Genomic DNA, 23,376 nt, shown 5'->3' with positions numbered 1-23,376 from the left:
CTAGAATAAGGGGTTTTGTTCTTAGGAACAAAAATCTTTAAATTTCTCAAGGAAAACCAAATGGCTATCGAACGCACTCTCTCCATCATCAAGCCCGACGCCGTTGCAAAGAACGTCATCGGTCAAATCTACGCCCGCTTCGAAGGCGCCGGCCTGAAGATCGTGGCTGCCCGTCTGGTGCAACTGTCGCGCAACGAAGCTGAACAGTTCTACGCTGTTCACGCTGCACGTCCTTTCTTCAAGGACCTGGTCGACTTCATGATCTCCGGTCCCGTGATGATCACGGCCCTGGAAGGCGAAAACGCGATTCTGACGAACCGCGAACTGATGGGCGCTACGGACCCCAAGAAGGCAGAAGCCGGCACGATCCGCGCCGACTTCGCTGACAGCATCGATGCCAATGCAGTGCACGGCTCGGATGCTGCTGAAACCGCGGCAGTGGAAGTTGCTTTCTTCTTCCCCGGCCTGAACATCTACTCGCGTTGATCGCTTGGGCGCTGCGCGACGAAAGGCCTTCGGGTCTTTTGTTGCCAGCAGCGCCTTGCGGCCGGCGTGGACCCGCATGCCGATATGACTACCAATTTACTTGAATTTGATCTCGACGGACTGTGCGCCTATTGCGAACAGCTCGGGGAGAAGCGTTTCAGGGCGACGCAGCTGTTTCGCTGGATACACCAGCGCGGTGCGAGCGACTTTGAACAAATGAGCGATCTCGCCAAGTCCCTGCGCGAGAAGCTCAAGGCGCGTGCCCATATCACGGCCCTGCCGGTCATCACCGAGCATGTGTCCCAGGATGGCACCGTCAAATGGCTGTTTGATGTGGGTGATGGCAATGCGGTCGAAGCCGTGTTCATCCCCGAGGACGACCGTGGCACGCTGTGCATTTCGTCCCAGGCCGGTTGCGCCGTGGGCTGCCGTTTCTGCTCCACGGGCCACCAGGGCTTCAGTCGCAATCTGACGACGGGCGAAATCCTCGCCCAGCTGTGGTTCGCCGAACATGCGCTGCGCAAGCGCCTGGGCGTGAGCGAGCGCGTCATCTCCAACGTGGTGATGATGGGCATGGGCGAGCCGCTGCAAAACTATACGGCCCTCGTGCCCGCGCTGCGCGTGATGCTCGACGACCACGGCTACGGCATGTCGCGCCGCCGCGTGACGGTCTCGACTTCGGGCGTCGTTCCCATGATGGACCGCCTGGGCCTCGACTGCCCCGTGGCCCTGGCCGTGTCGCTGCACGCGCCCAATGACCCGCTGCGCGACGACCTCGTTCCGCTGAACCGCAAGTACCCGATCAGCGAACTGATGGAGTCCTGCCAGCGCTACCTCGAGCATGCGCCGCGCGACTTCATCACCTTTGAATACTGCATGCTCGACGGCGTCAACGACCAGCCCGAACATGCGCAGCAACTGGTGAATCTGGTGCGCAGCTATGGCAATGGACGCCCATGGTGCAAACTCAACCTGATTCCTTTCAATCCGTTCCCCGCCTCGGGACTGCTGCGTTCGTCTTCGGCCCAGGTGACCGAATTCGCACGCATTCTGAGCCAGGCGGGCATCGTGACCACCGTGCGCAAGACGCGCGGTGACGACATCGACGCGGCCTGCGGCCAACTCGCCGGCGACGTCAAGGACCGCACACGCGCTGCAGAGCGCATGGCCAAACGTCGCACAATCATGATTGCTCCTTCTCCCTGAAGGAGCCATAAGGTCTACTGCATGAATCCTGGAAAAATCGGACGGCTAGTAACTTCATACCCGGGCTGGGGGCTCGCCGCCTGCCTGGGGCTGGTGCTGCTCACCGGCTGTGCGGGTGGTCCGCGCGGCGTCGATGGCGGCACGCATGCCGACCTCGTCACGCCTTCCGATGAATCCGATATCCGCCGCCGCGCCCGCATCCGCATGGAGCTGGCGGCGAGTTATTTTCAGCTCGGCAGAACCGAAGTCGCGCTCGATGAAATCAAGCAGTCGCTGGCGACCGATCCCAACTATGCCGAAGCGCATCAGCTGCGCGGCCTGATCTACATGCAGCTCGGCGACGCCGAGCTGGCCGAGGACGGCTTTCGCCGCGCGCTGGCACTGGCGCCGCGCGACGCGAACCTGCTGCACAACTATGGCTGGCTGCTGTGCCAGCAAAAGCGCTATGCGCAGGCCGACCGGCTGTTCAACGACGCGCTGGAGCAGCCGCGCTACCAGGCCAAGGCCAAGACCTGGATGGCCAAGGGCCTGTGCCTGCAGAGCGCGGGCCAGCTCAAGGCATCCGAGGAAGCGCTGTTCAAGGCCTATGAAATGGACGCCGGCAATCCGGTTGTCGCTTACAACCTGGCCAACGTGCTGTATGTTCAGGGGGATGTGACGCGTGCCCGGTTCTATATCCGCCGCCTGAACAACAGCGAGCAGGCCAATGCCGAGACGCTGTGGCTGGGCATCAAGGTGGAGCGTGCGCAGGGGGACCAGCTCGCCATGGAGCAGCTGGCCGGCCCGCTGGGCAGGCGTTTTCCGGAATCGCGTGAGTGGTTGGCCTATCAACGGGGTGCATTCAATGAGTGAGAGAGAGTTGCAGATGTCCGGTGTTTTGGAGACGCAACAGAGTGAACCGCCAGCGCATGCGACTGCGGGCCAGCAGCTGCGCCGGGCACGCGAAGCCGCGGGGCTGCATGTGGCGGCGCTCGCCAGCGCGCTCAAGGTGCCCGTGTACAAGCTCGAGGCCCTCGAGGCCGACAATTACGCGGCTTTCCCCGATACCGTGTTCATGCGCGCGCTCGCTTCGAGCATCTGCCGCAGCCTGGGCCTGGACGCACAGCCGGTGCTCGACCAGTTGCCGCGCAATGCGCCCCCGGGCCTGAACCCGCAGCGCACGCATCTGAATGCGCCCATCAAGGAACGCGCGGGCAAGAGCGGCGGCGGCATGGCGGCGAGCAACAGCGGCGTGTCGAGCAAGGCGATCGCCGCGGTCGCGGTGCTGCTGATCGGCGCCGCGGCGGTGTATTTCCTGCCCAGCGGCATACTTGACCGTGACGACAGCGCTGAAAGCGCGCCCGCAACGGTGAGCCAGCCCATCGAGGCCACGGCGGTGCAGACTCCCGCGGCCATCGACACGCCAGCGGCAGCAGCGCTGCCCGCCGAGCTCGCAGGCATTGCGCCTGCCGCAGCGCCGGCTGCCGCAGCACCGGCTGCCGCTCCTGTCGTGGCAGAAACGCCTGCGCCTGTAGCCGGTACGCCCGCGGCCGCCGTCGCGCCGCAGCTGCCCGGCCAGGAAGCCCTGGTCTTCAATGCCTCGGCCCCGTCGTGGGTACAGGTCAAGGACGCACGCGGCACCGTGGTGCTGAGCAAGAATCTGACCGCTGGAGAATCGGCGCAGGTGTCGGCGCAACTGCCGGTGCAGGTGATTGTCGGCCGGGTCGCGGTCACCACGCTGCAGGTGCGCGGCCAGCCTTTCGATCTTGCGACAGTGGCGCAAGGCAAAGACGTAGCACGCTTCGAGGTGAAATAAGTGAACAGCAAAGAACAGCTGCCCATCCCCATGTCCGCTCCCGCGGCGCGGCGCTCGCGCCAGGCGCGCGTGGTCTGGGGTGATCGTGTCGTGACGGTAGGCGGCGATGCGCCGGTGCGCATCCAGTCGATGACCAATACCGACACGGTCGAGGCCATAGAAACCGCGATACAGATCCGTGAACTGGCCCAGGCCGGCTCGGAGATGGTGCGCATCACCGTGAATACGCCCGAGGCGGCCGCGGCCGTGCCGTATATCCGCGAGCAGCTCGACCGCATGGGCGAGAACGTGCCGCTGGTCGGCGATTTCCACTACAACGGCCACCGCCTGCTGACCGATTACCCGGAATGCGCGAAGGCGCTGTCCAAGTACCGCATCAACCCCGGCAACGTGGGCAAGGGCGACAAGCGCGACAAGCAGTTCGGTCAGATGATCGAAGCCGCGGCGCGCTACGACAAGGCCGTGCGCATCGGCGTCAACTGGGGCAGCCTCGACCAGGAGCTGCTCGCCAGCCTGATGGACGAGAACATCCGCCGCGCCCAGCCCTGGGACCCGCGCCAGGTGATGTATGAAGCGCTGATCACATCGGCCATCGACTCCGCGCGCCTGGCCGAAAGCATGGGCCTGGACGGCAACCAGATCATTCTGTCGTGCAAGGTCAGCGGCGTGCAGGACCTGATTTCGGTCTACCGCGAGCTGTCGCGCCGCTGCGACTACGCGCTGCACCTGGGCCTGACCGAAGCCGGCATGGGCACCAAGGGCACGGTGGCCTCGGCGGCCGCGCTGTCGGTGCTGCTGCAAGAAGGCATTGGCGACACCATCCGCGTATCGCTCACGCCCCAGCCGGGCGAAGCGCGCACCCAGGAAGTGGTGGTCGCCGCCGAAATCCTGCAGTCGCTGGGAATGCGCATGTTCGTGCCCAGCGTCACGGCCTGCCCCGGGTGCGGGCGCACCACCAGCACCACGTTCCAGGAGCTGGCCAAGCGCATCGACGACCATCTGCGCTCGCAGATGCCGGTGTGGCGCGTCAACTATCCTGGCGTCGAAGCGATGCGCGTGGCCGTCATGGGCTGCATCGTCAACGGCCCGGGCGAAAGCAAGCATGCCGACATCGGCATCAGCCTGCCGGGCAACGGCGAAGCGCCTGCGGCCCCCGTCTTCATCGATGGCGAAAAGGCCTTGACCCTGCGCGGGGACAACATCGCCGAGGAATTCCACGCGCTGGTCGACAACTACGTGCGCCGCCGCTACGGCGCACAGGCGCAATAAGTCGCTGCCCGCTGCGCTGTCTGCGCAGCGCCTGAATCTTGATCTCACCCATTTTTGCCGTGACCACTGAAACCAAAGCCTCTCCCAAGCCGGGAAAGATTGTTGCCGTCAAAGGCATGAACGATATTCTTCCACCCGATTCCGCACGCTGGGAATGGCTGGAGGAAAAAGTGCGCAGCCTGATGCAGCGCTACGCCTACCGCAACATCCGCACGCCCATCGTCGAGCCCACGCCGCTGTTCGTGCGCGGCCTGGGTGAAGTCACCGACATCGTCGAGAAGGAAATGTATTCCTTCGAAGACCGGCTCAACGGCGAGCAGCTGACGCTGCGCCCCGAAGCCACGGCCGGCGTGGTGCGCGCGGTTGCTGAGAACAACCTGCTGTACGACGGCGGCAAGCGCCTGTACTACATGGGCCCTATGTTCCGTCACGAGCGTCCGCAGCGCGGCCGCTACCGTCAGTTCCACCAGATCGGCGCCGAGGCCCTGGGTTTTCACGGCCCCGAAGTCGATGCCGAACTGATTCTGCTGGCCGACGCGCTGTGGAAGGAACTGGGCCTGCAGCATGTGCGCCTGGAACTCAACAGCCTGGGCCAGCCCGAGGAGCGCAAGGCGCACCGCGCGGCGCTGATCGCCTATCTGGAACAGCACCAGGACCTGCTCGACGAGGAAGCCAAGCGCCGTCTGCACAGCAACCCGCTGCGCATTCTTGACACCAAGAACCCGGCGATGCAGGCCATGGTCCAGGCCGCGCCGCGGCTGCTCGACTTCCTGGGCGAAGCCTCGCTGGCGCACTTGAACGCCGTCACCGCCATCCTCGACGCCAACGGCGTGGTCTGGAGCATCAATCCGCGCCTGGTGCGCGGCATGGACTACTACAACCTCACGGTGTTCGAGTTCATCACCGACCAGCTCGGCTCGCAGGGCACGATCTGCGGCGGCGGCCGCTATGACTACCTGATCGAGCAGATCGGCGGCAAGGCCGCGCCGGCCGTGGGCTGGGCGCTGGGTGTCGAGCGCGTGCTCGAACTGGTCAAGGAAGCCGGTCTCGCGACCGCCGCGCCCGTGCCCGACGCCTATGCGGTCGTGCCCGATGCGGCCTCGCTGCCCCAGGTCAGCCAGGTGATCCAGGCGCTGCGTGGCGCCGGTGTCAGCGTGCAGCTGCACAGCCCTTCGGGCGCTGCCGGCGAAGGCATGGGCAGCATGAAGTCGCAGTTCAAGAAAGCCGATGCCAGCGGCGCGCGCTTTGCGCTGGTGTTCGGCTCCGATGAACTCGCCCAGGGCCAGGTCACGGTCAAATCGCTGCGCGACGGCAGCGGCGAACAGACCACGCAATCCCTCAGCGCAGTGGCGCAGTGGGCGACCCTTCTACAATCGACAGACTAAAAACACCCAGCAAAGCCATGGCCCAACATTTCGATCTTGAAGAACAAGAGCAACTTGACCAGCTGAAGCATTTCTGGAACAAATGGGGCACCCCGATCACGGGCGCCCTGATTGTCGTGTTCGGCAGCTTCGCCGCCTGGAATGGCTACCAATACTGGCAGGCCCGCCAGTCTACCCAGGCCGCGGCGCTCGCGGACGCGGTGACGCAGGCCGTCGAAGGCAAGCAACTGGACCGCATAGGCCAGGCGCTGACCGATTTGAAGGGCAGCTACGCCGGCACCCAGCAAGCCGCACAGTCGGGCTTGCTGGCCGCGAAGGCGTATGCCGATGCGGGTCAATGGGACCAGGCCAAGGATGCACTGACCTGGGTCGCCGACAAGGGCAGCGATAACGGCCTGCAGTCGCTCGCACGCCTGCGCCTGGCCGCGGTGCTGCTGGAGCAAAAGCAACCCGACGCCGCGCTGCAGCAGCTGTCGGCAAGCTTCCCCGCCGAATTCACGGCCGTGGCCGCCGACCGCCGTGGCGATGCCTATGCGCTGCAGGACAAGAAGACCGAAGCCGTGGCTGAATACGAAAAAGCCTACAAGGCGTTCGACAGCCAGATCGACTACCGCCGTCTGGTGGAATTCAAGCTCAACGCGCTGGGCGTGCAAGTCCAGGCCAAGGCCAGCCCAACGGAAGCCAAACTATGACCCGCAGCCTGCCAACGCGCCTGGTGCGCAGCCTCTGTACTTTCGGCCTGATCGCCAGCCTCGCCGGCTGCGCGTTCTGGAGTTCCAGCAAGGTCAAGCCCGCGGACCTGGGGCCCAACGTGGCCCTGCTGCCCGTGCAGAAAGCCTGGACGGCTAAAATCGCGCCGCTTGGCCAGTTGCCGCTGGTCGCGCATGTGCATGGCACGACCGTGGTGCTGGCCAGCCTCGACGGCAGCCTGCAGGCGCTGGACGCCAGCTCGGGTGCCTCGCTGTGGCAGGCCAAGGTGGGTCAGCCGCTGACGGCCGGTGTGGGTGGCAACGAACGCCTGCAGGCCGTGGTCACGCGCGCGAACGAAGTGGTGCTGCTGGAGCAAGGCCGTGAAGTCTGGCGCAAGCGCCTGCCCGCGGCTTCGTACACGCCGCCGCTGGTCGCCGGTGGCCGCGTGTTCGTGCTGTCGGCCGACCGCGCGCTCACGGCATTCGATGCCGAAAACGGTCGCCAGCTGTGGGTGCAGCAACGTACCGGCGAATCGCTGGTGCTGCGCCAGGCGGGCGTGCTGACTGCCGTCGGCGACACGCTGATGGCCGGCCTCGCGGGCCGGCTCGTGGGCCTGAACCCCGACAACGGCGCCGTGCTGTGGGAAGCCGCGCTGGCCAGCCCGCGCGGCACCAACGACGTCGAGCGCCTGGTCGATCTGGTGGGCCCGTTGAGTCGCGAAGGCGGGCAGCTGTGCGCGCGCACGTTCCAGGCCTCGGTGGCCTGCGTGGACGTGGGCAGTGCGCGTCTGCAATGGGCGCAGCCTGCCCGTGGCGCACAAGGCCTGGGCGGTGACGCCGAGCGCCTTGTGGGCACAGAAGGCAATGGAACAGTGATCGCATGGCGGCGCGCCGATGGCAGCCGTCTGTGGTCAACGGATCGCCTGCAACTGCGCAAGCTGACAGCTCCTTTGCTGTTGGGTCGCTCGGTGGTCGTGGGCGATGACGATGGTCTGGTTCATTTGTTGTCCAAAGAGGATGGTTCTCCGTTGAACCGCCTGACAACCGATGACTCCGGGATTGCTGCAGCACCGGTGGTGGCTGCGGATACGCTGGTGGTCGTGACGCGCAATGGTGGCGTGTACGGCTTCCGGCCGGATTGATAGGTATTCTGGGATGAAGCCAGTTATTGCCCTTGTAGGGCGCCCGAATGTGGGCAAATCGACGCTGTTTAATCGGCTTACAAAGTCGAGAGATGCGATCGTCGCCGACTATGCCGGGTTGACGCGGGACCGTCATTACGGCCAGGGCAAGCAGGGCAAGCACGAGTACATCGTGATTGACACCGGCGGCTTCGAACCCGATGCAACCAGCGGCATTTTCAAGGAAATGGCCAAGCAGACGCAACAGGCCGTGGCCGAAGCCGATGTGGTCATTTTCGTGGTCGATGCGCGTGCCGGTGTCTCGGCACAGGACCATGACATCGCCAAGTACCTGCGTCGCCTGGGCAAGCCTTGCCTGCTGATCGCCAACAAGGCGGAAGGCATGCTCGAGGGCGTGCAGCTCACCGAGTTCTACGAACTGGGTCTGGGTGCGGTGCACCCGGTGTCTGCTGCCCATGGTCAGGGTATCCGCGGTCTGGTCGAGCTCGCGCTCGAGCCGCTGCATCTGCCCGATCCCGAAGAAGACGCGCTGGAAGAGGGCGAACTCGGCCCGATCAAGCTGGCCGTGGCCGGCCGTCCCAACGTGGGCAAGTCGACACTGATCAACACCTGGCTGGGTGAAGAGCGCCTGGTCGCGTTCGACATGCCGGGCACGACGCGCGACGCGATTTCGGTGCCGTTCGAGCGCAATGGCCAGAAGTTCGAGCTGATCGACACCGCCGGCCTGCGCCGCAAGGGCAAGGTGTTCGAAGCCATCGAGAAGTTCTCGGTGGTCAAGACGCTGCAGGCCATCGAGTCGGCCAACGTCGTGCTGCTGCTGATCGATGCCACGCAGGGCGTGACCGAGCAAGACTCGCATATCGCGGGCTTCATTCTGGAAAGCGGTCGCGCCGTGGTGCTGGCCGTGAACAAGTGGGATGCGGTCGACGAGTACCAGCGCGAGCTGCTGCAGCGCTCCATCGAGTCGCGCCTGTCGTTCCTCAAGTTCGCCTCGATGCACTTCATTTCGGCGCAGAAGCGCCAGGGTCTGGGTCCGGTCTGGACCTCGATTGCCCAGGCGCACAAGGCTGCTACCTGCAAGATGTCGACGCCGGTGCTCACGCGCCTGCTGCTCGAGGCCGTGCAGTTCCAGGCACCCAAGCGCGGCGGCATGTTCCGCCCCAAGCTGCGTTACGCCCACCAGGGCGGCATGAACCCGCCGGTGATCGTGATCCATGGCAACTCGCTCGAGCACGTGACCGATGTGTACAAGCGCTTCCTCGAAGGGCGCTTTCGCAAGGAGTTCAACCTCGTGGGCACGCCGCTGCGCATCGAGCTGAAGACCTCGGCCAATCCTTACGCAGACAAAGACAAATAATCCCCGCAAGGCCTTGCAAATCCCTGGTCATCCGGGACGCGCAAGGCTCTGTGGTAAGGTGTCGGTTTACAACAACACTCCTTGAACACGGAGAATATCGTGAGCAATAAAGGCCAACTCCTCCAAGATCCGTTCCTGAACGCGCTGCGTCGCGAGCATGTGCCGGTGTCCATTTATCTGGTCAACGGCATCAAGCTGCAAGGTCAGATCGAGTCTTTTGACCAGTACGTCGTGCTTCTGCGCAATACGGTCACCCAAATGGTGTACAAGCACGCCATTTCCACCATCGTTCCGGGCCGTGCCGTGAACTTCTCCACAGCCGAAACCGCTGTGGACAACGAAGCCGCTGGCGCTTGAGATTGCACCACCGAGTCTTTTTCCTCGCGACCGGGAGTCGCCTGCTGACGGGGAGCCTGCATGGGCTCTCCTGATACTCCCAACAGCCCCACCACACCGGTTCTTCTGGTCGGTGTGGATTTCGGGCTGCCCCATTTTGACTCCGAGCTCGAAGAGCTTGGATTGCTCGCCCAGACCGCAGGCCTCAACCCTGTGGCCCGCCTGTCCTGCAAGCGCAAGGTGCCCGACGCGGCACTGTTTGTCGGCAGCGGCAAGGCCGACGAAATTCGCATGCTCGCGCAAATGCATGGCGCGCAGGAAGTGCTGTTCGACCAGGCCCTGAGCCCGGCCCAGCAGCGCAACCTCGAGCGCCATCTGGACATGCCGGTCACCGACCGTACCCTGCTGATTCTCGAGATCTTCGGCCAGCGCGCGCGCAGCCATGAAGGCAAGCTCCAGGTCGAGCTCGCGCGCCTGCAATACCTGGCCACGCGCCTGGTGCGGCGCTGGTCCCATCTGGAGCGCCAGCGCGGCGGTATCGGCGCGCGCGGCGGCCCGGGTGAAACCCAGATCGAGCTCGATCGCCGAATGATCGACAAGTCGATCAAGAGCACGCGCGAGCGGCTGATCAAGGTCAAGAAACAGCGTGCGACGCAGCGCCGCCAGCGCGAGCGCCGCGACGTGTTCAACGTGTCGCTGGTGGGATACACCAATGCCGGCAAGTCGACGCTGTTCAATGCGCTGGTCAAGGCCGGTGCCTATGCGGCCGACCAGCTGTTCGCGACGCTCGACACGACGACGCGCCAGTTGTATTTGAGCGATGCGCGCCAATCTGTGTCCTTGTCGGATACCGTGGGCTTCATCCGCGATCTGCCACACGGCCTGGTCGATGCGTTCCAGGCGACGCTGCAGGAGGCTATCGATGCCGATCTGCTGCTGCATGTGGTCGATGCGTCGAATCCCGCGTTCCCCGAGCAAATCGCTGAAGTGCAGAAAGTGCTTGCCGAAATCGGTGCCGACGGAATTCCGCAGCTGCTGATTTTCAACAAGCTCGATGCCGTGCCCGCTGAACTGCGGCCGGTGTTGCTGCAGGACACATACGAGTGGGACGGCCAACCCGTGCCCCGCTTGTTCGTCAGTGCGCGCTCGGGAGAAGGTCTGCCTGCATTGCGCCAGTCGCTCACCGAGAGCGTCCTGGCAGCGAAGGGGGCGGATAAGATCCCCGACTACCCCGCTGATTTATGAGGCGCCAAGCCCTGTTTGGGCAAAATGCCGAAGGGATCCCTGTCTTTTTGCAAAATACTTGAGACTTTTCGCATGAATTTTTCACACCGCGCGTCCCGTTGGGCGCTGCTGCCCAAGCGCCTCCGGGGGATGTTCAACCTGAACGATCCTCGCTGGGGGCGGGGCGATGACAAGGACTCGGAAGGCTCCCGGCCCGAAGCCGACCGGCCGATTCCGCCGCCAGCCAATGGCCGTGATCGCCGGCCGCAAGGCCAGGGTCAGGGCAATCCGCCTGATCTGGACGAACTGTGGGGTGACCTGAACCGCAAGCTGTCGGGATTGTTCCGCGGCAAGAACGGCGGCAATGGTCAGCCGCCCAGCGGCGGCAATGGCGGCTTCCAGCCCGACATGAAGAATGCCGGCGCGGGCATCGGCGTGATCGCCGGCGTGGCCGTGCTGATCTGGCTGGGCACGGGCTTCTTCATCGTGCAGGAAGGCCAGCAGGCCGTGATCACCCAGTTCGGCAAGTACCAGAGTACGGTCGGTGCGGGTTTCAACTGGCGTCTGCCATACCCTGTGCAGCGCCATGAGCTGGTGACCGTGACGCAGATCCGCTCGGCCGATGTCGGTCGTGACAACGTGATCAAGAGCACGGGACTGCGCGAGTCGGCGATGCTGACGCGCGACGAGAACATCGTCGAGATCAAGTTCGCCGTGCAGTACCGCCTCAGCGATGCACGTGCCTGGCTGTTCGAGAGCAAGAATCCGGCCGAGGCCGTGATCCAGGCCGCCGAAACGTCGGTGCGCGAAGTGGTCGGCAAGATGTCCATGGATGCGGCAATGCAGGACGAGCGCGACCAGATCGCGCCGCGCGTGCGCGATCTGATGCAGGTCATTCTCGACCGCTACAAGGTGGGCGTGGAAGTCGTCGGCATCAATCTGCAGCAAAGCGGCGTGCGTCCGCCCGAGCAGGTGCAGGCTTCTTTCGATGACGTGCTCAAGGCGGCGCAGGAGCGCGAGCGTGCGAAGAACGAAGCCCAGGCCTATGCCAACGACGTCGTGCCGCGCGCGGTCGGTGTCGCTTCGCGCATGCAGGAAGAAGCCGCGGGTTACAAGGAACGCATCGTGGCCCAGGCCCAGGGTGACGGCCAGCGTTTCAGCTCTTTGCTGACCGAATACCAGAAGGCTCCGCAAGTGACGCGTGACCGGCTGTATCTGGAAAGCATGCAGCAGATCTACGGCAACGTGACCAAGGTGCTGGTCGATTCGAGCAAGGGCTCGAACCTGCTGTACCTGCCGCTGGACAAGATCATGCAGGCCACGGGCCAGGCGGGTGCGCCGGCTGACGCCTCCGCAGCGGGCGCCGTGGGCGCCCCGGCCGCGGGCACGTTGACCGTGCCTTCCTCCACCTCGAATGATGTTCGTGCGCGCGATACCAGTCGCTCGCGTGAGCGCGATGTCCGCTAGGAGATTCTTGTGAACAGAGTCGGATTTATTGTCTCCACCCTGCTGGTGGTGCTGGCCTTGCTCAGCTCCATGCTGTTTGTCGTCGACCAGCGTCAGTTCGGCGTGGTCTATGCGCTGGGCCAGATCAAGGAAGTGATCACCGAGCCGGGCCTGCACATCAAGATGCCCCCGCCGTTCCAGAACGTGCGCTACCTCGACAAGCGTCTGCTGACGCTCGACAGCACCGACACCGAACCCATGCTGACCGCTGAAAAGCAGCGCGTGGTGATCGACTGGTATGTGCGCTGGCGCATTTCCGAGCCGTCGGAGTACATCCGCAATGTCGGCCTGGACGAAGCCGCGGGCACGCAGCAGCTCAACCGTGTGGTGCGCAATGCTTTCCAGGAGGAAATCAACCGCCGCACCGTGAAGGACCTGCTGGCCGACAAGCGAGAAGCGCTGATGGCCGACGTCAAGCGCGAAGTGCTCGAGTCCGTGCGCGGCGCCAAGCCCTGGGGCATGGACGTGGTCGATGTGCGCATCACGCGCGTCGACTACGCCGAAGCCATCACCGAGTCGGTCTACCGCCGCATGGACGCCGAGCGCAAGCGCGTGGCCAACGAGCTGCGTTCCACCGGTGCGGCCGAAGGCGAAAAGATCCGCGCCGACGCCGATCGCCAGCGCGAAGTCACGGTGGCCAATGCCTACCGCGATGCGCAGAAGATCAAGGGTGAGGGCGATGCCGAAGCCGCGCGTGTCTACGCCGAAGCGTTCGGTCGCGATCCGCAGTTCGCGCAGTTCTACCGCAGCCTCGAAGCCTACAAGGCCAGCTTCAGCAAGAAGAGCGACGTGATGGTGCTCGACCCATCGTCGTCGGAATTCTTCAAGGCCATGCGCGGCGGCGCGCCAGCCAAATAAACATTCCGCTGCCGGCTGACAGCGTTCAGCGCACGAATGAAAAAAGAGGGGCCCAGGCCCCTCTTTGCATTGGTGTGTCCCGTTGATGACGGGGCAGGGCAGGCCCTGGTTTTTGCATGCCAATACCATTGATTGCGCAAGCAATACTGTGTGCCAGGGCTAGGCCATGGTGCGAGGAAGGGTGGGATGGCGCGGCTATCCCGTAGAATCGCGTTTTTAACAGCCTCCCATTTTTCCATGTCTGCTTGGGTCCTGCCGGATCACATCGCCGATGTATTGCCTTCCGAGGCACGGCACATCGAAGAATTGCGTCGAGGATTGCTCGATACGGCGCGTAGCTACGGGTATGAGCTGGTCATGCCTCCCCTTCTGGAGCATCTGGAGTCCCTGCTGACGGGTACCGGTGAAGCCCTGGACCTGCAAACGTTCAAGCTGGTCGACCAGCTTTCGGGACGTTCGCTGGGCCTGCGCGCCGATACCACCCAGCAGGTGGCCCGTATCGATGCCCATCTGCTCAATCGCCGGGGCGTCACACGCCTTTGCTATTGCGGCCCGGTGCTCCACACCCGTCCTGATCGACCACGCGCCACGCGTGAGCCGCTGCAGTTCGGCGCGGAAATCTATGGCCATGCAGGCCTCGAGGCCGACCTCGAAGCCCTGCTGCTTGCGCTGGCCTGCCTGCGCAGCGCCCAGGTGAGCAACGTCAGCGTCGACATGGCCGATGTGCGCGTGGTGCGCAGTCTGCTGGCCGGCGTGGCGCTCGAGGCCCCGGTGCTGCATGCGGTGCACGCGGCGCTCGCGACCAAGGACGCGAGCGAACTGGCGCTGCTCACACGCGACTTCCCCGCGGCATCGCGCGAAGGCCTGATGGCCTTGCTGCAGCTGTATGGCGATGTCACGGTGCTCGACGAGGCCGAAAAGGTGCTCGCCGGCGTGCCCGGCGTGTCCGAAGTGCTGACCCACCTGAAGTGGCTCGCGGCGCGGCTCGAAGGCGTGAATGTGACGTTTGATCTGGCCGACCTGCGCGGCTACGGTTATTACAGCGGCACCCGCTTCGCGATGTACGTGCCCGGTGCCAGCGATGCGCTGGTGCGTGGCGGCCGTTACGACGAAGTCGGAGCGGTGTTCGGTCGCAACCGGCCGGCCGCGGGCTTCAGCCTGGACATCAAGCAACTGGTGAGCGTGGTGCCCACGCGCGCCCTCAAGGCCGCGATCCGCGCGCCCTGGGGCGACGCGCAGGACGTGAGCGCCGCCATTGCCACTTTGCGCCAGCAGGGCGAAACGGTGGTCTGCGTACTGCCGGGCCACGAAAGCGAAGTGGACGAATTTCACTGCGACCGAGAACTGGTGCAAGTCGCCGGGCAATGGGTCGTACAAGCCATTTCAGGCATTTGACAATTCATCGGATTTGAATATGAAAGCAACCAAAGGTCGCAATGTGGTCGTGGTCGGCACCCAATGGGGTGACGAAGGCAAGGGCAAGCTCGTGGATTGGCTCACGGAAAGCGCCCAGGGCGTCGTGCGCTTCCAGGGCGGTCACAATGCCGGTCACACCTTGGTCATCAATGGCGTGAAGACCGCGCTGCATCTGATTCCCAGCGGCATCATGCGGGCCGGCGTCAAGTGCTACATCGGCAACGGCGTGGTGCTGTCCGCAGCCAAGCTGTTCGAGGAAATCGAAGGCCTGGAAAAAGCCGGCGTGCAAGTGCGCAACCGCCTGCGCGTGAGCGAAGCCTGTCCGCTGATCCTGCCTTTCCACGCAGCCCTCGACGTCGCCCGTGAAGCGGCGCGCGAACAAGGCGGCACCGAGAAGATCGGCACCACCGGCCGCGGCATCGGCCCCGCATACGAAGACAAGATTGCCCGCCGCGCGCTGCGCGTGCAGGATCTGAAGTACCCCGAGCGTTTCGCCACCAAGCTGCGCGAACTGCTGGCCCTGCACAACCACATTCTGGTGCATGTGCTGGGTTCGAAGAACTTCACGTTCGGTGACGGCCTCAAGCCTTACATCGTCGACGGCGAAGTGCAGTTCGACGCGGTCTACGAAGAAGCCATGCGCCACGCCGAGCTGCTCAAGCCCATGATGGCCGACGTCTCGCGTGAACTCAACGAAGCTCACCAGGCCGGCGGCAATCTGCTGTTCGAAGGCGCGCAAGGCACGCTGCTCGACGTCGACCACGGCACCTACCCCTACGTGACTTCGAGCAACTGCGTGGCCGGCAACGCCGCCGCCGGTTCGGGCGTGGGTCCGAGCCTGCTGCACTACGTGCTGGGCATCACCAAGGCATATTGCACACGCGTAGGCGGCGGTCCGTTCCCCACCGAACTCGATTGGGAAAAGGAAGGCACGCCTGGTTATCACATGAGCACCATCGGTGCCGAAAAGGGCGTGACCACGGGCCGCAGCCGCCGTTGCGGCTGGTTTGACGCCGCCTTGCTCAAGCGCTCGGCCCAGGTCAACGGTCTGTCCGGCCTGTGCATCACCAAGCTCGACGTGCTGGACGGCCTCGAGGAGCTCAAGCTGTGCGTGGGCTACGAACTCGACGGCGAAACCATAGACCTGCTGCCCATGGGCGCGGACGACATCGCGCGTTGCAAGCCAATCTACGAAACCATCCCCGGCTGGACCGATTCGACCGTGGGCGTGACCGACTATGACAAGCTGCCCGCCTCGGCGCGTCGCTACCTGGACCGCATCGCCGAAGTGACCGGCGTGCCCATCGCCATGGTGTCGACCAGCCCCGACCGCGATCACACGATCCTCATGCACAACCCTTACAGCGCAGCTTGATCGCCGCCGTCTGTATCCACGACTGAAAACAGGAAAACGCCATGTTGACCGAAGACGGTAATCACCTGTACGTAAGCTACGACGAGTACCACGGCCTGATCGAAAAGCTCGCGCTCAAGATCCACCAGTCCGGCTGGGAATTCGACACCATCCTGTGCCTGGCACGCGGTGGTCTGCGTCCGGGTGACATCCTGAGCCGCATTTTCGACAAGCCGCTGGCCATCATGTCCACCAGCTCCTACCGCGCCGAAGCCGGCACGGTGCAGGGCCACCTGGACATCGCACGCTTCATCACGACCCCCCAGGGCGAGATTGCGGGCCGCGTGCTGCTGGTCGACGACCTCGCGGATTCGGGCCACACGCTCAATGCCGTGGTCGGAATGCTCAAGAGCAACTACGCGCCCATCACCGAGCTGCGCAGCGCGGTGATCTGGACCAAGGGCCTGTCGACCTTCAAGGCCGACTACTCGGTCGAATATCTGCCGACCAACCCCTGGATCCACCAGCCGTTCGAAAGCTACGACAACATGGGCCCGCAGAAGCTGCTGGAAAAATGGAAGCTGTAAGCTTGCATAGACCCGTGTCAAAGACCGCTCAGGCGGTCTTTTTTTTGGCCCGCCCCAATATGTCACTGTTGGTTTTAGATGACAAGTTGTGACAAGCTTTGGTGCGCACGCACGCACCAGTGTGGCGCGCAGATAAACTGCAGGCACTCTAGAAAGTGGTGGTTTGTGAAGCGCAATTCTTTCGAGCAGCGACGTGCTGCCCTGGTATTGATCGGACTGGCCGGTGCGGCCGTCACCGGGGCCTTCGCGGCGCCGCCTGCAGTACAGACTCCGGCCGCCGCGGCGCCGCTGCCCGCGGCCAAGGTGGCGCCGGCCAAGCTGCCGCCGATCTTTGTGCTCAATTCGCTCGACGCATCGGTCAGCGTGATCGATCCCGAGCGCTGGGTCGAGACCCAGCGCATTCCGACGGGCAAGGAGCCGCACCATCTCTACCTCACGCCCGACGAGAAATCGCTGATCGTCGCCAATGCGCTGGGCGACTCGCTGACTTTTCTCGACCCGCGCACCGCCCAGGTGCAGCGCGTGGTGCGCGATATTTCCGACCCCTATCACCTGCGCTTCAGCCCCGACATGAAGTGGTTTGTCACTGCCGCCAACCGGCTCGACCATATCGACTTCTACCGCTGGGACGGCCAGCAGCCCACGCTCGCCAAGCGCGTGAGCACGGGCAAGACGCCCAGCCATCTGTGGATAGACGCGCGCAGCGCCACGCTCTACTCGACCATGCAGGACAGCGACGAGCTGGTGGCCATCGACATGGCGACGCAGGTCATCACGGCGCGCGTGCGCACCGGCGCCATGCCCGCCGACATCTATGGCAGCCCCGACGGCCGCCGCCTGTATATCGGCCTCACGGGCAGCGACACCGTGGAAGTGTTCGACATCTCCGCGGGCCCGCCGCGCAACATGGCGCTGATCAAGACCGGCAAGGGCGCGCATGCGTTCCGCGCCGCGGGCGACAAGCGCCATCTCTATGTCAGCAACCGCGTGGCCAACACCATAGGCAAGATCGACATGCAGACCCAGCAGCTGGTCGACACCTATCCCGCCCCTGGCGGCCCCGACTGCATGGAAGTGTCGGCCGACGGCCGCTACATCTATGTGAGCTCGCGCTGGGCGCGCAAGCTGTCGGTGATCGACACCGTCGAGAAGAAGGTCGTGCGCCAGGTCAACGTGGGCAAGTCGCCGCACGGCGTGTGGACGCTGGCGCACGCGCCGCGCTGAAGCCATGCCGCTGCGCCGCACCGCCCTGCTCGGGGCCTGCCTGCTGGGCACGAGCCTGCTTTCGTTCGGTGCCTGGGCGAAGGACGCCTGCAAGCCGCTGTATCTGACATTCGACACCGGCCACATGGGCGTCGCGCCGCTGATCGCCGAAGTGCTGCAGCGCCAGCAGGTTCGCGTGACCTTCTTTGGCGCCAACGAGGCGACGAAGGAGGGCGACGGCAGCCTGGGCGAGCACTGGGCGCCCTGGTGGCGCGCACGCGCGGCCGAAGGCCATGTCTTCGCTTCGCACACCTGGTCGCACGCCTACTGGCGCGGCGATGTGGACAGCCCCCAAGCGCCGGCCTTCCGCGTCAAGCCTTCGGCGGGTCCGCGCGAAGGCGAAACCTATACGCTCAGCGCCGCGGGCTATTGCGCCGAGATCAAGCAAGCCGCCGACCGGCTGCAGCAGATCACGGGCAAGAAGCCGCTGGCGCTGTTCCGTGCGCCGGGCGGCAAGACTTCGCCCGCGCTGCTGGCCGCGGCCAAGTCCTGCGGCTGGGCGCACGTGGGCTGGTCGTCCGCGGGCTTTCTGGGCGACGAGCTGCCCAGCGAGCGCTTCAGCAACAAGGCCTTGCTGGCCCAGGCGCTGCAACGCATACGCAGCGGTGATATCTTGTTGGCGCACCTGGGCATCTGGTCGCGCAAGGACGCCTGGGCGCCGGCCGTGCTCGAGCCGTTGCTGGTCGGGCTCAAAGAACAGGGATTTTGCTTTCGCACGCTCGACACACACCCTGATTACCGTGATTGGATAACGCAGACGCGTTGAGTGGAGAGGTTATGCAGGTCTTGGTGGATTGGTTCAACGCAGCGCAACAATGGCTGTTCGAGGGCGTGGTGCAGCCGCTGCTGTTTGGCCTGGGGCTGGCCCATCTGCTCGAAGATGGCTACACGGCCACGGGCTGGCTGCTGGTCGGCCTGATCCAGCTGGTGGTGATGGTGCTGCTGATCGCGCCGCTGCAGCGCCTGTGGCCGGTCGAGGCCGTGACCGACCGACGCGCGATCCGCGTCGACATTCTTTACACGGTGGTGCACCGGCTCGGGCTGTTTCGCATCGCGCTGTTCTTTTCGATCGATCCGCTGTGGGACCACCTGTTCGGCACGCTGCGCGTGTGGGGCATGCCCACCTACCACCTCGACAACCTCTGGCCCGGCGTGACCGACCAGGCCTGGGTCAGCCTGCTGCTGTACCTAGTGGTTTTCGATCTGCTCGATTACTGGATACACCGCGGCCAGCACCATTTCGGCTGGTGGTGGAAGCTGCATGCGCTGCACCATTCGCAGCGCCAGATGACGATGTGGAGCGACAACCGCAACCATCTGCTCGACGATCTGCTGCGCGACAGCATCATCGTGCTGGTGGCGCAGATCATCGGTCTGGCGCCTGGCCAATTCGTCGCCATCGTGGCCATTACGCAGCTCAGCGAAAGCCTGCACCATGCGAACCTGCGGCTGTGGTTCGGCCGCGTAGGCGAGCGGCTGTGGGTCAGCCCGCGGTTTCACCGCCGCCACCACACCATAGGCATAGGCCATGAAACGCCCGATGGTCAGCGCGTGCGTTTGGGCGGAAACAACTTCGGCGTGCTGCTGCCGGTATGGGACATGCTGTTCGGCACGGCCAATTTCGAGCTGCGCTATGACCCTACCGGCATCCGGGATCAGGTCGAACCCGACGCCCGCGGACGCCTGCGTGACTATGGCGAAGGCTTCTGGAGTCAGCAATGGCGCGGGGTACTGCGTTTGATGGGTCGCGCTTAAGGCCCGCAATGGGTATCCTAGAGGCATGCGACTGCTTATCGACTCCTTCTGGCGTGCAGCAGCTTACTGTCTGCACAAACGGGTGATCCTCTGGTCCCTCGTACCGTTGCTGTTCATGACCCTGTTGTCGACCGTGCTCGGTTACTTCTTCTGGGGACCGACGGTGCAATGGGTCGAGGGCCTGCTCGACGGCGCGGGCTGGCTGCAGACCGCCTGGGGCTGGCTGCAGGCGCGCGGCGTGGGCTTCGGCTCGGCGGCCGTGGCGCCGGTGCTGGTGGTGTTGGTCGCGATGCCGATCATTGTCGTGCTGTCGCTGCTGCTGGTCGCGTTGTGCATGGCGCCCGCGTTGGTGAAGCTGGTCGCCGAGCGGCGCTTCCCGGTGCTCGAGCGCAAGCACGGCGGCTCGCTGGTCGCGAGTCTCGCCTGGTCGCTGGGCTCCACGCTGATCGCGTTGATCGCTCTGGTCGTCTCTGTGCCGCTGTGGTTCGTTCCGCCGCTGGTGCTGATCATTCCGCCGCTGATCTGGGGCTGGCTCACCTACCGCGTCATGGCCTTCGATGCGCTGGCCGAGCACGCGAGCAAGCGCGAGCGCCGCGTATTGTTTTTGCGCCACCGCTACAGCCTGATGGCCATGGGCGTGGTCTGCGGTTATCTCGGCGCCGCGCCGGCCATTGTCTGGGCTTCGGGCATGCTGTTCCTGGCGGCATTCTGGGTGCTGATTCCACTGGCCATCTGGATTTATGCGCTGGTGTTCGCGTTCTCGTCGCTGTGGTTCGCGCATTTCTGCCTGGCCGCGCTCGAGGTCTTGCGCGCCAACCCCCAGCCGGTCGATGCGTCCGACGTGATCGTGCCGCTGGCGCCGCCTCTTTCCTCCCCCCAAAAGTGAGTGTTCATGGATTTGCAGTTTGGCGCCATCATCATTGGCGATGAGATTCTTTCGGGTAAACGGGCGGACAAACACCTGTCCAAGCTGATCGAGTTGCTGGCCGCACGCGGCCTGTCCCTGTCTCACGCGGAATATCTGGCCGACGACCGCCCGCGGCTCACGGCGGCGCTGAAGCGCGCATTCGACAGCGCAAGCGTGGTGTTCTCCTTTGGCGGCATTGGCGCCACGCCCGATGACCATACGCGCCAGTGCGCGGCCCAGGCGCTGGGCGTGCCGCTGGCGCTGCACCCCGCGGCCGTGGCGCTGATCGAGGAGCGCATGCGCGATGTCGCGGCAGAGAAGGGCGAAGTGTTCGAGGCCGGCCGGCCCGACAACGTGCACCGCCTTCAGATGGGCAATTTCCCTCAGGGCGCGACCATCATCGCCAACCCCTACAACAAGATTCCCGGCTTTTCCTGCGCGGGCCGCGCGGGCGGTGCCGTGCATTTCGTGCCCGGTTTTCCGGTCATGGCCTGGCCCATGGTCGAAAGCGTACTCGACCAGCACTATGCGCCGTTGTTCCATGGCCCTGCGCGCCAGGAGCGTTCGGTGCTGGTCTTCGGCGTGGGGGAGGCTACACTCACGCCGCTGATGCAGCAACTCGAAGCCGCCCATGGCGATATTCGGGTGTTCAGCCTGCCCAGCGTGGACCATGCGGTGCACGGCGCCCATGTGGAACTCGGCATCAAAGGCCTGGCCACGGCGGTCGAAACCGCCTGGCCTGCACTGATAAAGGGATTGCACTCTATTGGTGCAAATTACAGCACCGAAGTGGTGCGTAATGGGTGATTTTTTCTGGCGTCCGTGAATTGCACTGTTTTGGTGAGATTCGTGGATGCTCCGGTACGGTGCTTGTGTCCCCGGCGAGGGCTAGAGCGCCAGCGAATACGACAAATGGGGCGTGTGCAAAGTTGGCACGCAAACTGCTTGAAGTATTGCAACATTTTTTGAACAAGCCGTTTTTGCAGGAGACCCTGATGGCTAAGACCGTTGCAGATGTGATGAAGATGGTGAAGGAGAACGAGGTCAAGTTTGTTGACCTGCGTTTCACCGATACCCGTGGCAAGGAACAGCACGTGACCGTGCCTGTGTCGCACTTCGATGAAGACAAGTTCACTTCGGGCCATGCATTTGACGGCTCCTCGGTGGCGGGCTGGAAGGGCATTGAAGCCTCGGACATGCAACTGATGCCCGATCCTTCGACCGCGAACATCGACCCCTTCTTCGAAGAAACCACGCTGTTCCTGCAGTGTGACGTGATCGAACCCAGCGACGGCAAGGCCTACGACCGTGACCCGCGCTCGATCGCCAAGCGCGCTGAAGCCTACCTGAAGGCATCGGGCCTGGGCGATACCGCCTACTTCGGACCCGAGCCAGAATTCTTCATCTTCGACGGCGTGCGCTGGACGAATGAACCCGGCCACGTGAGCTTCGAAATCGAAGAGTACGAAGCCCCCTGGAACACCGGCACCAAGTTCGATTCGGGCAACCGCGGTCACCGTCCCACGACCAAGGGCGGCTACTTCCCCGTGCCTCCCGTCGACAGCACGCAAGACATGCGCGCTGAAATGTCCCTGATTCTCGAATCGCTGGGCATTCCGGTCGAAGTGTTCCACCACGAAGTGGCGGGCGCAGGCCAGAACGAAATCGGTACGCGCTTCTCCACCCTGGTGGAACGCGCTGACTGGACGCAGCAGCTCAAGTACGTCGTCTGGAACGTGGCCAACACCTACGGCAAGACGGCGACTTTCATGCCCAAGCCCTACGCTGGCGACAACGGCTCGGGCATGCACGTGCACCAGTCGGTCTGGAAAGACGGCAAGAACCTGTTCGCTGGCGACGGCTATGCCGGTCTGTCGGACTACGCTCTGTACTACATCGGCGGCATCATCAAGCACGCCCGTGCGCTGAACGCCATCACCAACCCCGGCACCAACAGCTACAAGCGCCTGGTTCCCGGCTTTGAAGCTCCGGTCAAGCTGGCTTACTCGGCCAAGAACCGTTCGGCTTCGATCCGTATTCCTTACGTGTCGAACCCCAAGGGCCGCCGCATCGAAGCACGCTTCCCCGATCCACTGGCCAACCCTTACCTGTGCTTCTCGGCACTGCTGATGGCAGGTCTGGACGGCGTGGAAAACAAGATCCATCCCGGCGAAGCCGCGACCAAGGATCTGTACCATCTGCCCCCGGAAGAAGACAAGCTGGTGCCCACCGTGTGCCACAGCCTGGACCAAGCCCTGGAAGCCCTGGACGCCGACCGCGCGTTCCTGACCAAGGGTGGCGTGTTCTCGGACTCCATGCTCGATGCCTACATCGAACTGAAGATGACCGAAGTGACGCGTTTCCGCCAAGCAGTGCACCCCGTCGAATACGACATGTACTACTCCCTGTAATAAAGGCACCCCCTGAGCGGCTTCGCCGCTTCCCCCTCTCAACCTTCGGTGGAGGGGGACGGCACCATCGCTGCGGGGCGGCCCTTGCTCGGTGCCCCCATGTTGGACCATCCCAACGGAAGGCTCGGGAAGTAAAGAAAGCGGCGCAAGCCGCTTTTTTTTCGCCCGCATGGCGCGTGGAATGTGGGCGCATGCGCACAGTGCGCGGGGCATTTCGCCTGTTTGTCACCGGATCAGGCGATACTGTTGGTTACTGCGCCGCGCCTGTTCGCAGGCCACCGGTGACCGAGGACTGTGATGAAAAAACTGCTTGTACTCCTGTTATTGCCGCTGCTCGCGCCACTGGCTTCGGCCCAGAGCACGATCTACCGCTGTGGCAATGAATACACCAACAATGCAACCAATGCCAAAGAGCGCGGTTGCAAGCCTG

At 64.0% G+C, this 23,376-nt stretch carries 22 protein-coding genes; all 22 read left to right on the top strand.

What is annotated here, in order from left to right; translation table 11 throughout:
* The first annotated feature begins 60 nt into the window (after positions 1-60).
* A complete protein-coding gene (ndk, locus tag KHY18_RS21630; RefSeq protein ID WP_213304770.1) occupies positions 61-486 on the top strand; it encodes a nucleoside-diphosphate kinase in 426 nt (141 codons plus the stop codon).
* A gap of 84 nt (positions 487-570) precedes the next feature.
* Positions 571-1,692 (top strand): dual-specificity RNA methyltransferase RlmN, encoded by a 1,122-nt coding sequence (rlmN, locus tag KHY18_RS21625; protein ID WP_213304768.1) that lies wholly within the window; start codon positions 571-573, stop codon positions 1,690-1,692.
* A 21-nt stretch (positions 1,693-1,713) separates the two neighbouring features.
* Entirely contained in the window at positions 1,714-2,544 is an 831-nt protein-coding gene (gene pilW, locus KHY18_RS21620) for a type IV pilus biogenesis/stability protein PilW (RefSeq protein ID WP_213304764.1), read from the top strand.
* 13 nt (positions 2,545-2,557) lie between these two features.
* Entirely contained in the window at positions 2,558-3,487 is a 930-nt protein-coding gene (locus tag KHY18_RS21615; RefSeq protein ID WP_213304761.1) for a helix-turn-helix domain-containing protein, read from the top strand.
* Positions 3,488-3,517: 30 nt separating this feature from the next.
* Positions 3,518-4,756, top strand: coding sequence for a flavodoxin-dependent (E)-4-hydroxy-3-methylbut-2-enyl-diphosphate synthase (gene ispG / locus KHY18_RS21610; protein WP_213304786.1), 1,239 nt, complete (start codon positions 3,518-3,520; stop codon positions 4,754-4,756).
* Positions 4,757-4,872: 116 nt separating this feature from the next.
* Entirely contained in the window at positions 4,873-6,141 is a 1,269-nt protein-coding gene (gene hisS / locus KHY18_RS21605) for a histidine--tRNA ligase (RefSeq protein WP_213304759.1), read from the top strand.
* A 17-nt stretch (positions 6,142-6,158) separates the two neighbouring features.
* A complete protein-coding gene (locus tag KHY18_RS21600) occupies positions 6,159-6,833 on the top strand; it encodes a YfgM family protein (protein ID WP_213304757.1) in 675 nt (224 codons plus the stop codon).
* The gene (gene bamB / locus KHY18_RS21595) at positions 6,830-7,972 is read left to right on the top strand and encodes an outer membrane protein assembly factor BamB (RefSeq protein ID WP_213304755.1); all 1,143 of its coding nucleotides are present in this window, start codon (positions 6,830-6,832) and stop codon (positions 7,970-7,972) included. Before KHY18_RS21600 ends, bamB begins: the two co-directional genes overlap by 4 nt.
* A gap of 13 nt (positions 7,973-7,985) precedes the next feature.
* Complete coding sequence (der, locus tag KHY18_RS21590; protein WP_213304753.1) at positions 7,986-9,329, top strand: ribosome biogenesis GTPase Der; 1,344 nt, start codon at positions 7,986-7,988, stop codon at positions 9,327-9,329.
* Between the two features lie 99 nt (positions 9,330-9,428).
* Positions 9,429-9,686 (top strand): RNA chaperone Hfq, encoded by a 258-nt coding sequence (gene hfq, locus KHY18_RS21585; RefSeq protein ID WP_213304751.1) that lies wholly within the window; start codon positions 9,429-9,431, stop codon positions 9,684-9,686.
* A 60-nt stretch (positions 9,687-9,746) separates the two neighbouring features.
* Complete coding sequence (hflX, locus tag KHY18_RS21580; protein ID WP_213304749.1) at positions 9,747-10,910, top strand: GTPase HflX; 1,164 nt, start codon at positions 9,747-9,749, stop codon at positions 10,908-10,910.
* A 72-nt stretch (positions 10,911-10,982) separates the two neighbouring features.
* Entirely contained in the window at positions 10,983-12,356 is a 1,374-nt protein-coding gene (gene hflK, locus KHY18_RS21575) for an FtsH protease activity modulator HflK (RefSeq protein ID WP_213304746.1), read from the top strand.
* Positions 12,357-12,365: 9 nt separating this feature from the next.
* Entirely contained in the window at positions 12,366-13,253 is an 888-nt protein-coding gene (hflC, locus tag KHY18_RS21570) for a protease modulator HflC (RefSeq protein ID WP_213304743.1), read from the top strand.
* 237 nt (positions 13,254-13,490) lie between these two features.
* Positions 13,491-14,648, top strand: a complete 1,158-nt coding sequence (locus KHY18_RS21565; RefSeq protein ID WP_213304740.1) for an ATP phosphoribosyltransferase regulatory subunit — start codon at positions 13,491-13,493, stop codon at positions 14,646-14,648.
* Positions 14,649-14,667: 19 nt separating this feature from the next.
* Positions 14,668-16,044 carry an adenylosuccinate synthase gene (locus KHY18_RS21560; protein WP_213304737.1) on the top strand — a complete coding sequence of 459 codons (1,377 nt, stop codon included), beginning with the start codon at positions 14,668-14,670 and terminating at the stop codon, positions 16,042-16,044.
* Positions 16,045-16,085: 41 nt separating this feature from the next.
* Positions 16,086-16,610: a phosphoribosyltransferase gene (locus KHY18_RS21555; protein ID WP_213304734.1), complete on the top strand. Its 525-nt coding sequence runs from the start codon at positions 16,086-16,088 to the stop codon at positions 16,608-16,610.
* Between the two features lie 288 nt (positions 16,611-16,898).
* Positions 16,899-17,834 (top strand): YncE family protein, encoded by a 936-nt coding sequence (locus tag KHY18_RS21550; RefSeq protein WP_249729286.1) that lies wholly within the window; start codon positions 16,899-16,901, stop codon positions 17,832-17,834.
* Positions 17,835-17,838: 4 nt separating this feature from the next.
* Positions 17,839-18,639, top strand: coding sequence for a polysaccharide deacetylase family protein (locus KHY18_RS21545; RefSeq protein WP_213304729.1), 801 nt, complete (start codon positions 17,839-17,841; stop codon positions 18,637-18,639).
* An 11-nt stretch (positions 18,640-18,650) separates the two neighbouring features.
* On the top strand, positions 18,651-19,628 hold the full coding sequence (locus KHY18_RS21540; RefSeq protein WP_213304727.1) for a sterol desaturase family protein: 978 nt from the start codon (positions 18,651-18,653) through the stop codon (positions 19,626-19,628).
* A 25-nt stretch (positions 19,629-19,653) separates the two neighbouring features.
* The gene (locus KHY18_RS21535; protein ID WP_213304725.1) at positions 19,654-20,514 is read left to right on the top strand and encodes an EI24 domain-containing protein; all 861 of its coding nucleotides are present in this window, start codon (positions 19,654-19,656) and stop codon (positions 20,512-20,514) included.
* 6 nt (positions 20,515-20,520) lie between these two features.
* On the top strand, positions 20,521-21,342 hold the full coding sequence (locus KHY18_RS21530; RefSeq protein WP_213304723.1) for a competence/damage-inducible protein A: 822 nt from the start codon (positions 20,521-20,523) through the stop codon (positions 21,340-21,342).
* A gap of 188 nt (positions 21,343-21,530) precedes the next feature.
* The gene (glnA, locus tag KHY18_RS21525) at positions 21,531-22,946 is read left to right on the top strand and encodes a type I glutamate--ammonia ligase (protein WP_213304721.1); all 1,416 of its coding nucleotides are present in this window, start codon (positions 21,531-21,533) and stop codon (positions 22,944-22,946) included.
* The last annotated feature ends 430 nt before the right edge of the window (positions 22,947-23,376 follow it).

Source organism: Acidovorax sp. CCYZU-2555 (assembly GCF_018413525.1).
Classification (GTDB): Bacteria; Pseudomonadota; Gammaproteobacteria; order Burkholderiales; family Burkholderiaceae_C; genus Comamonas.
Note: the sequence above shows the minus strand (reverse complement) of the source record. Positions and strands in the feature narration are given on the sequence as shown.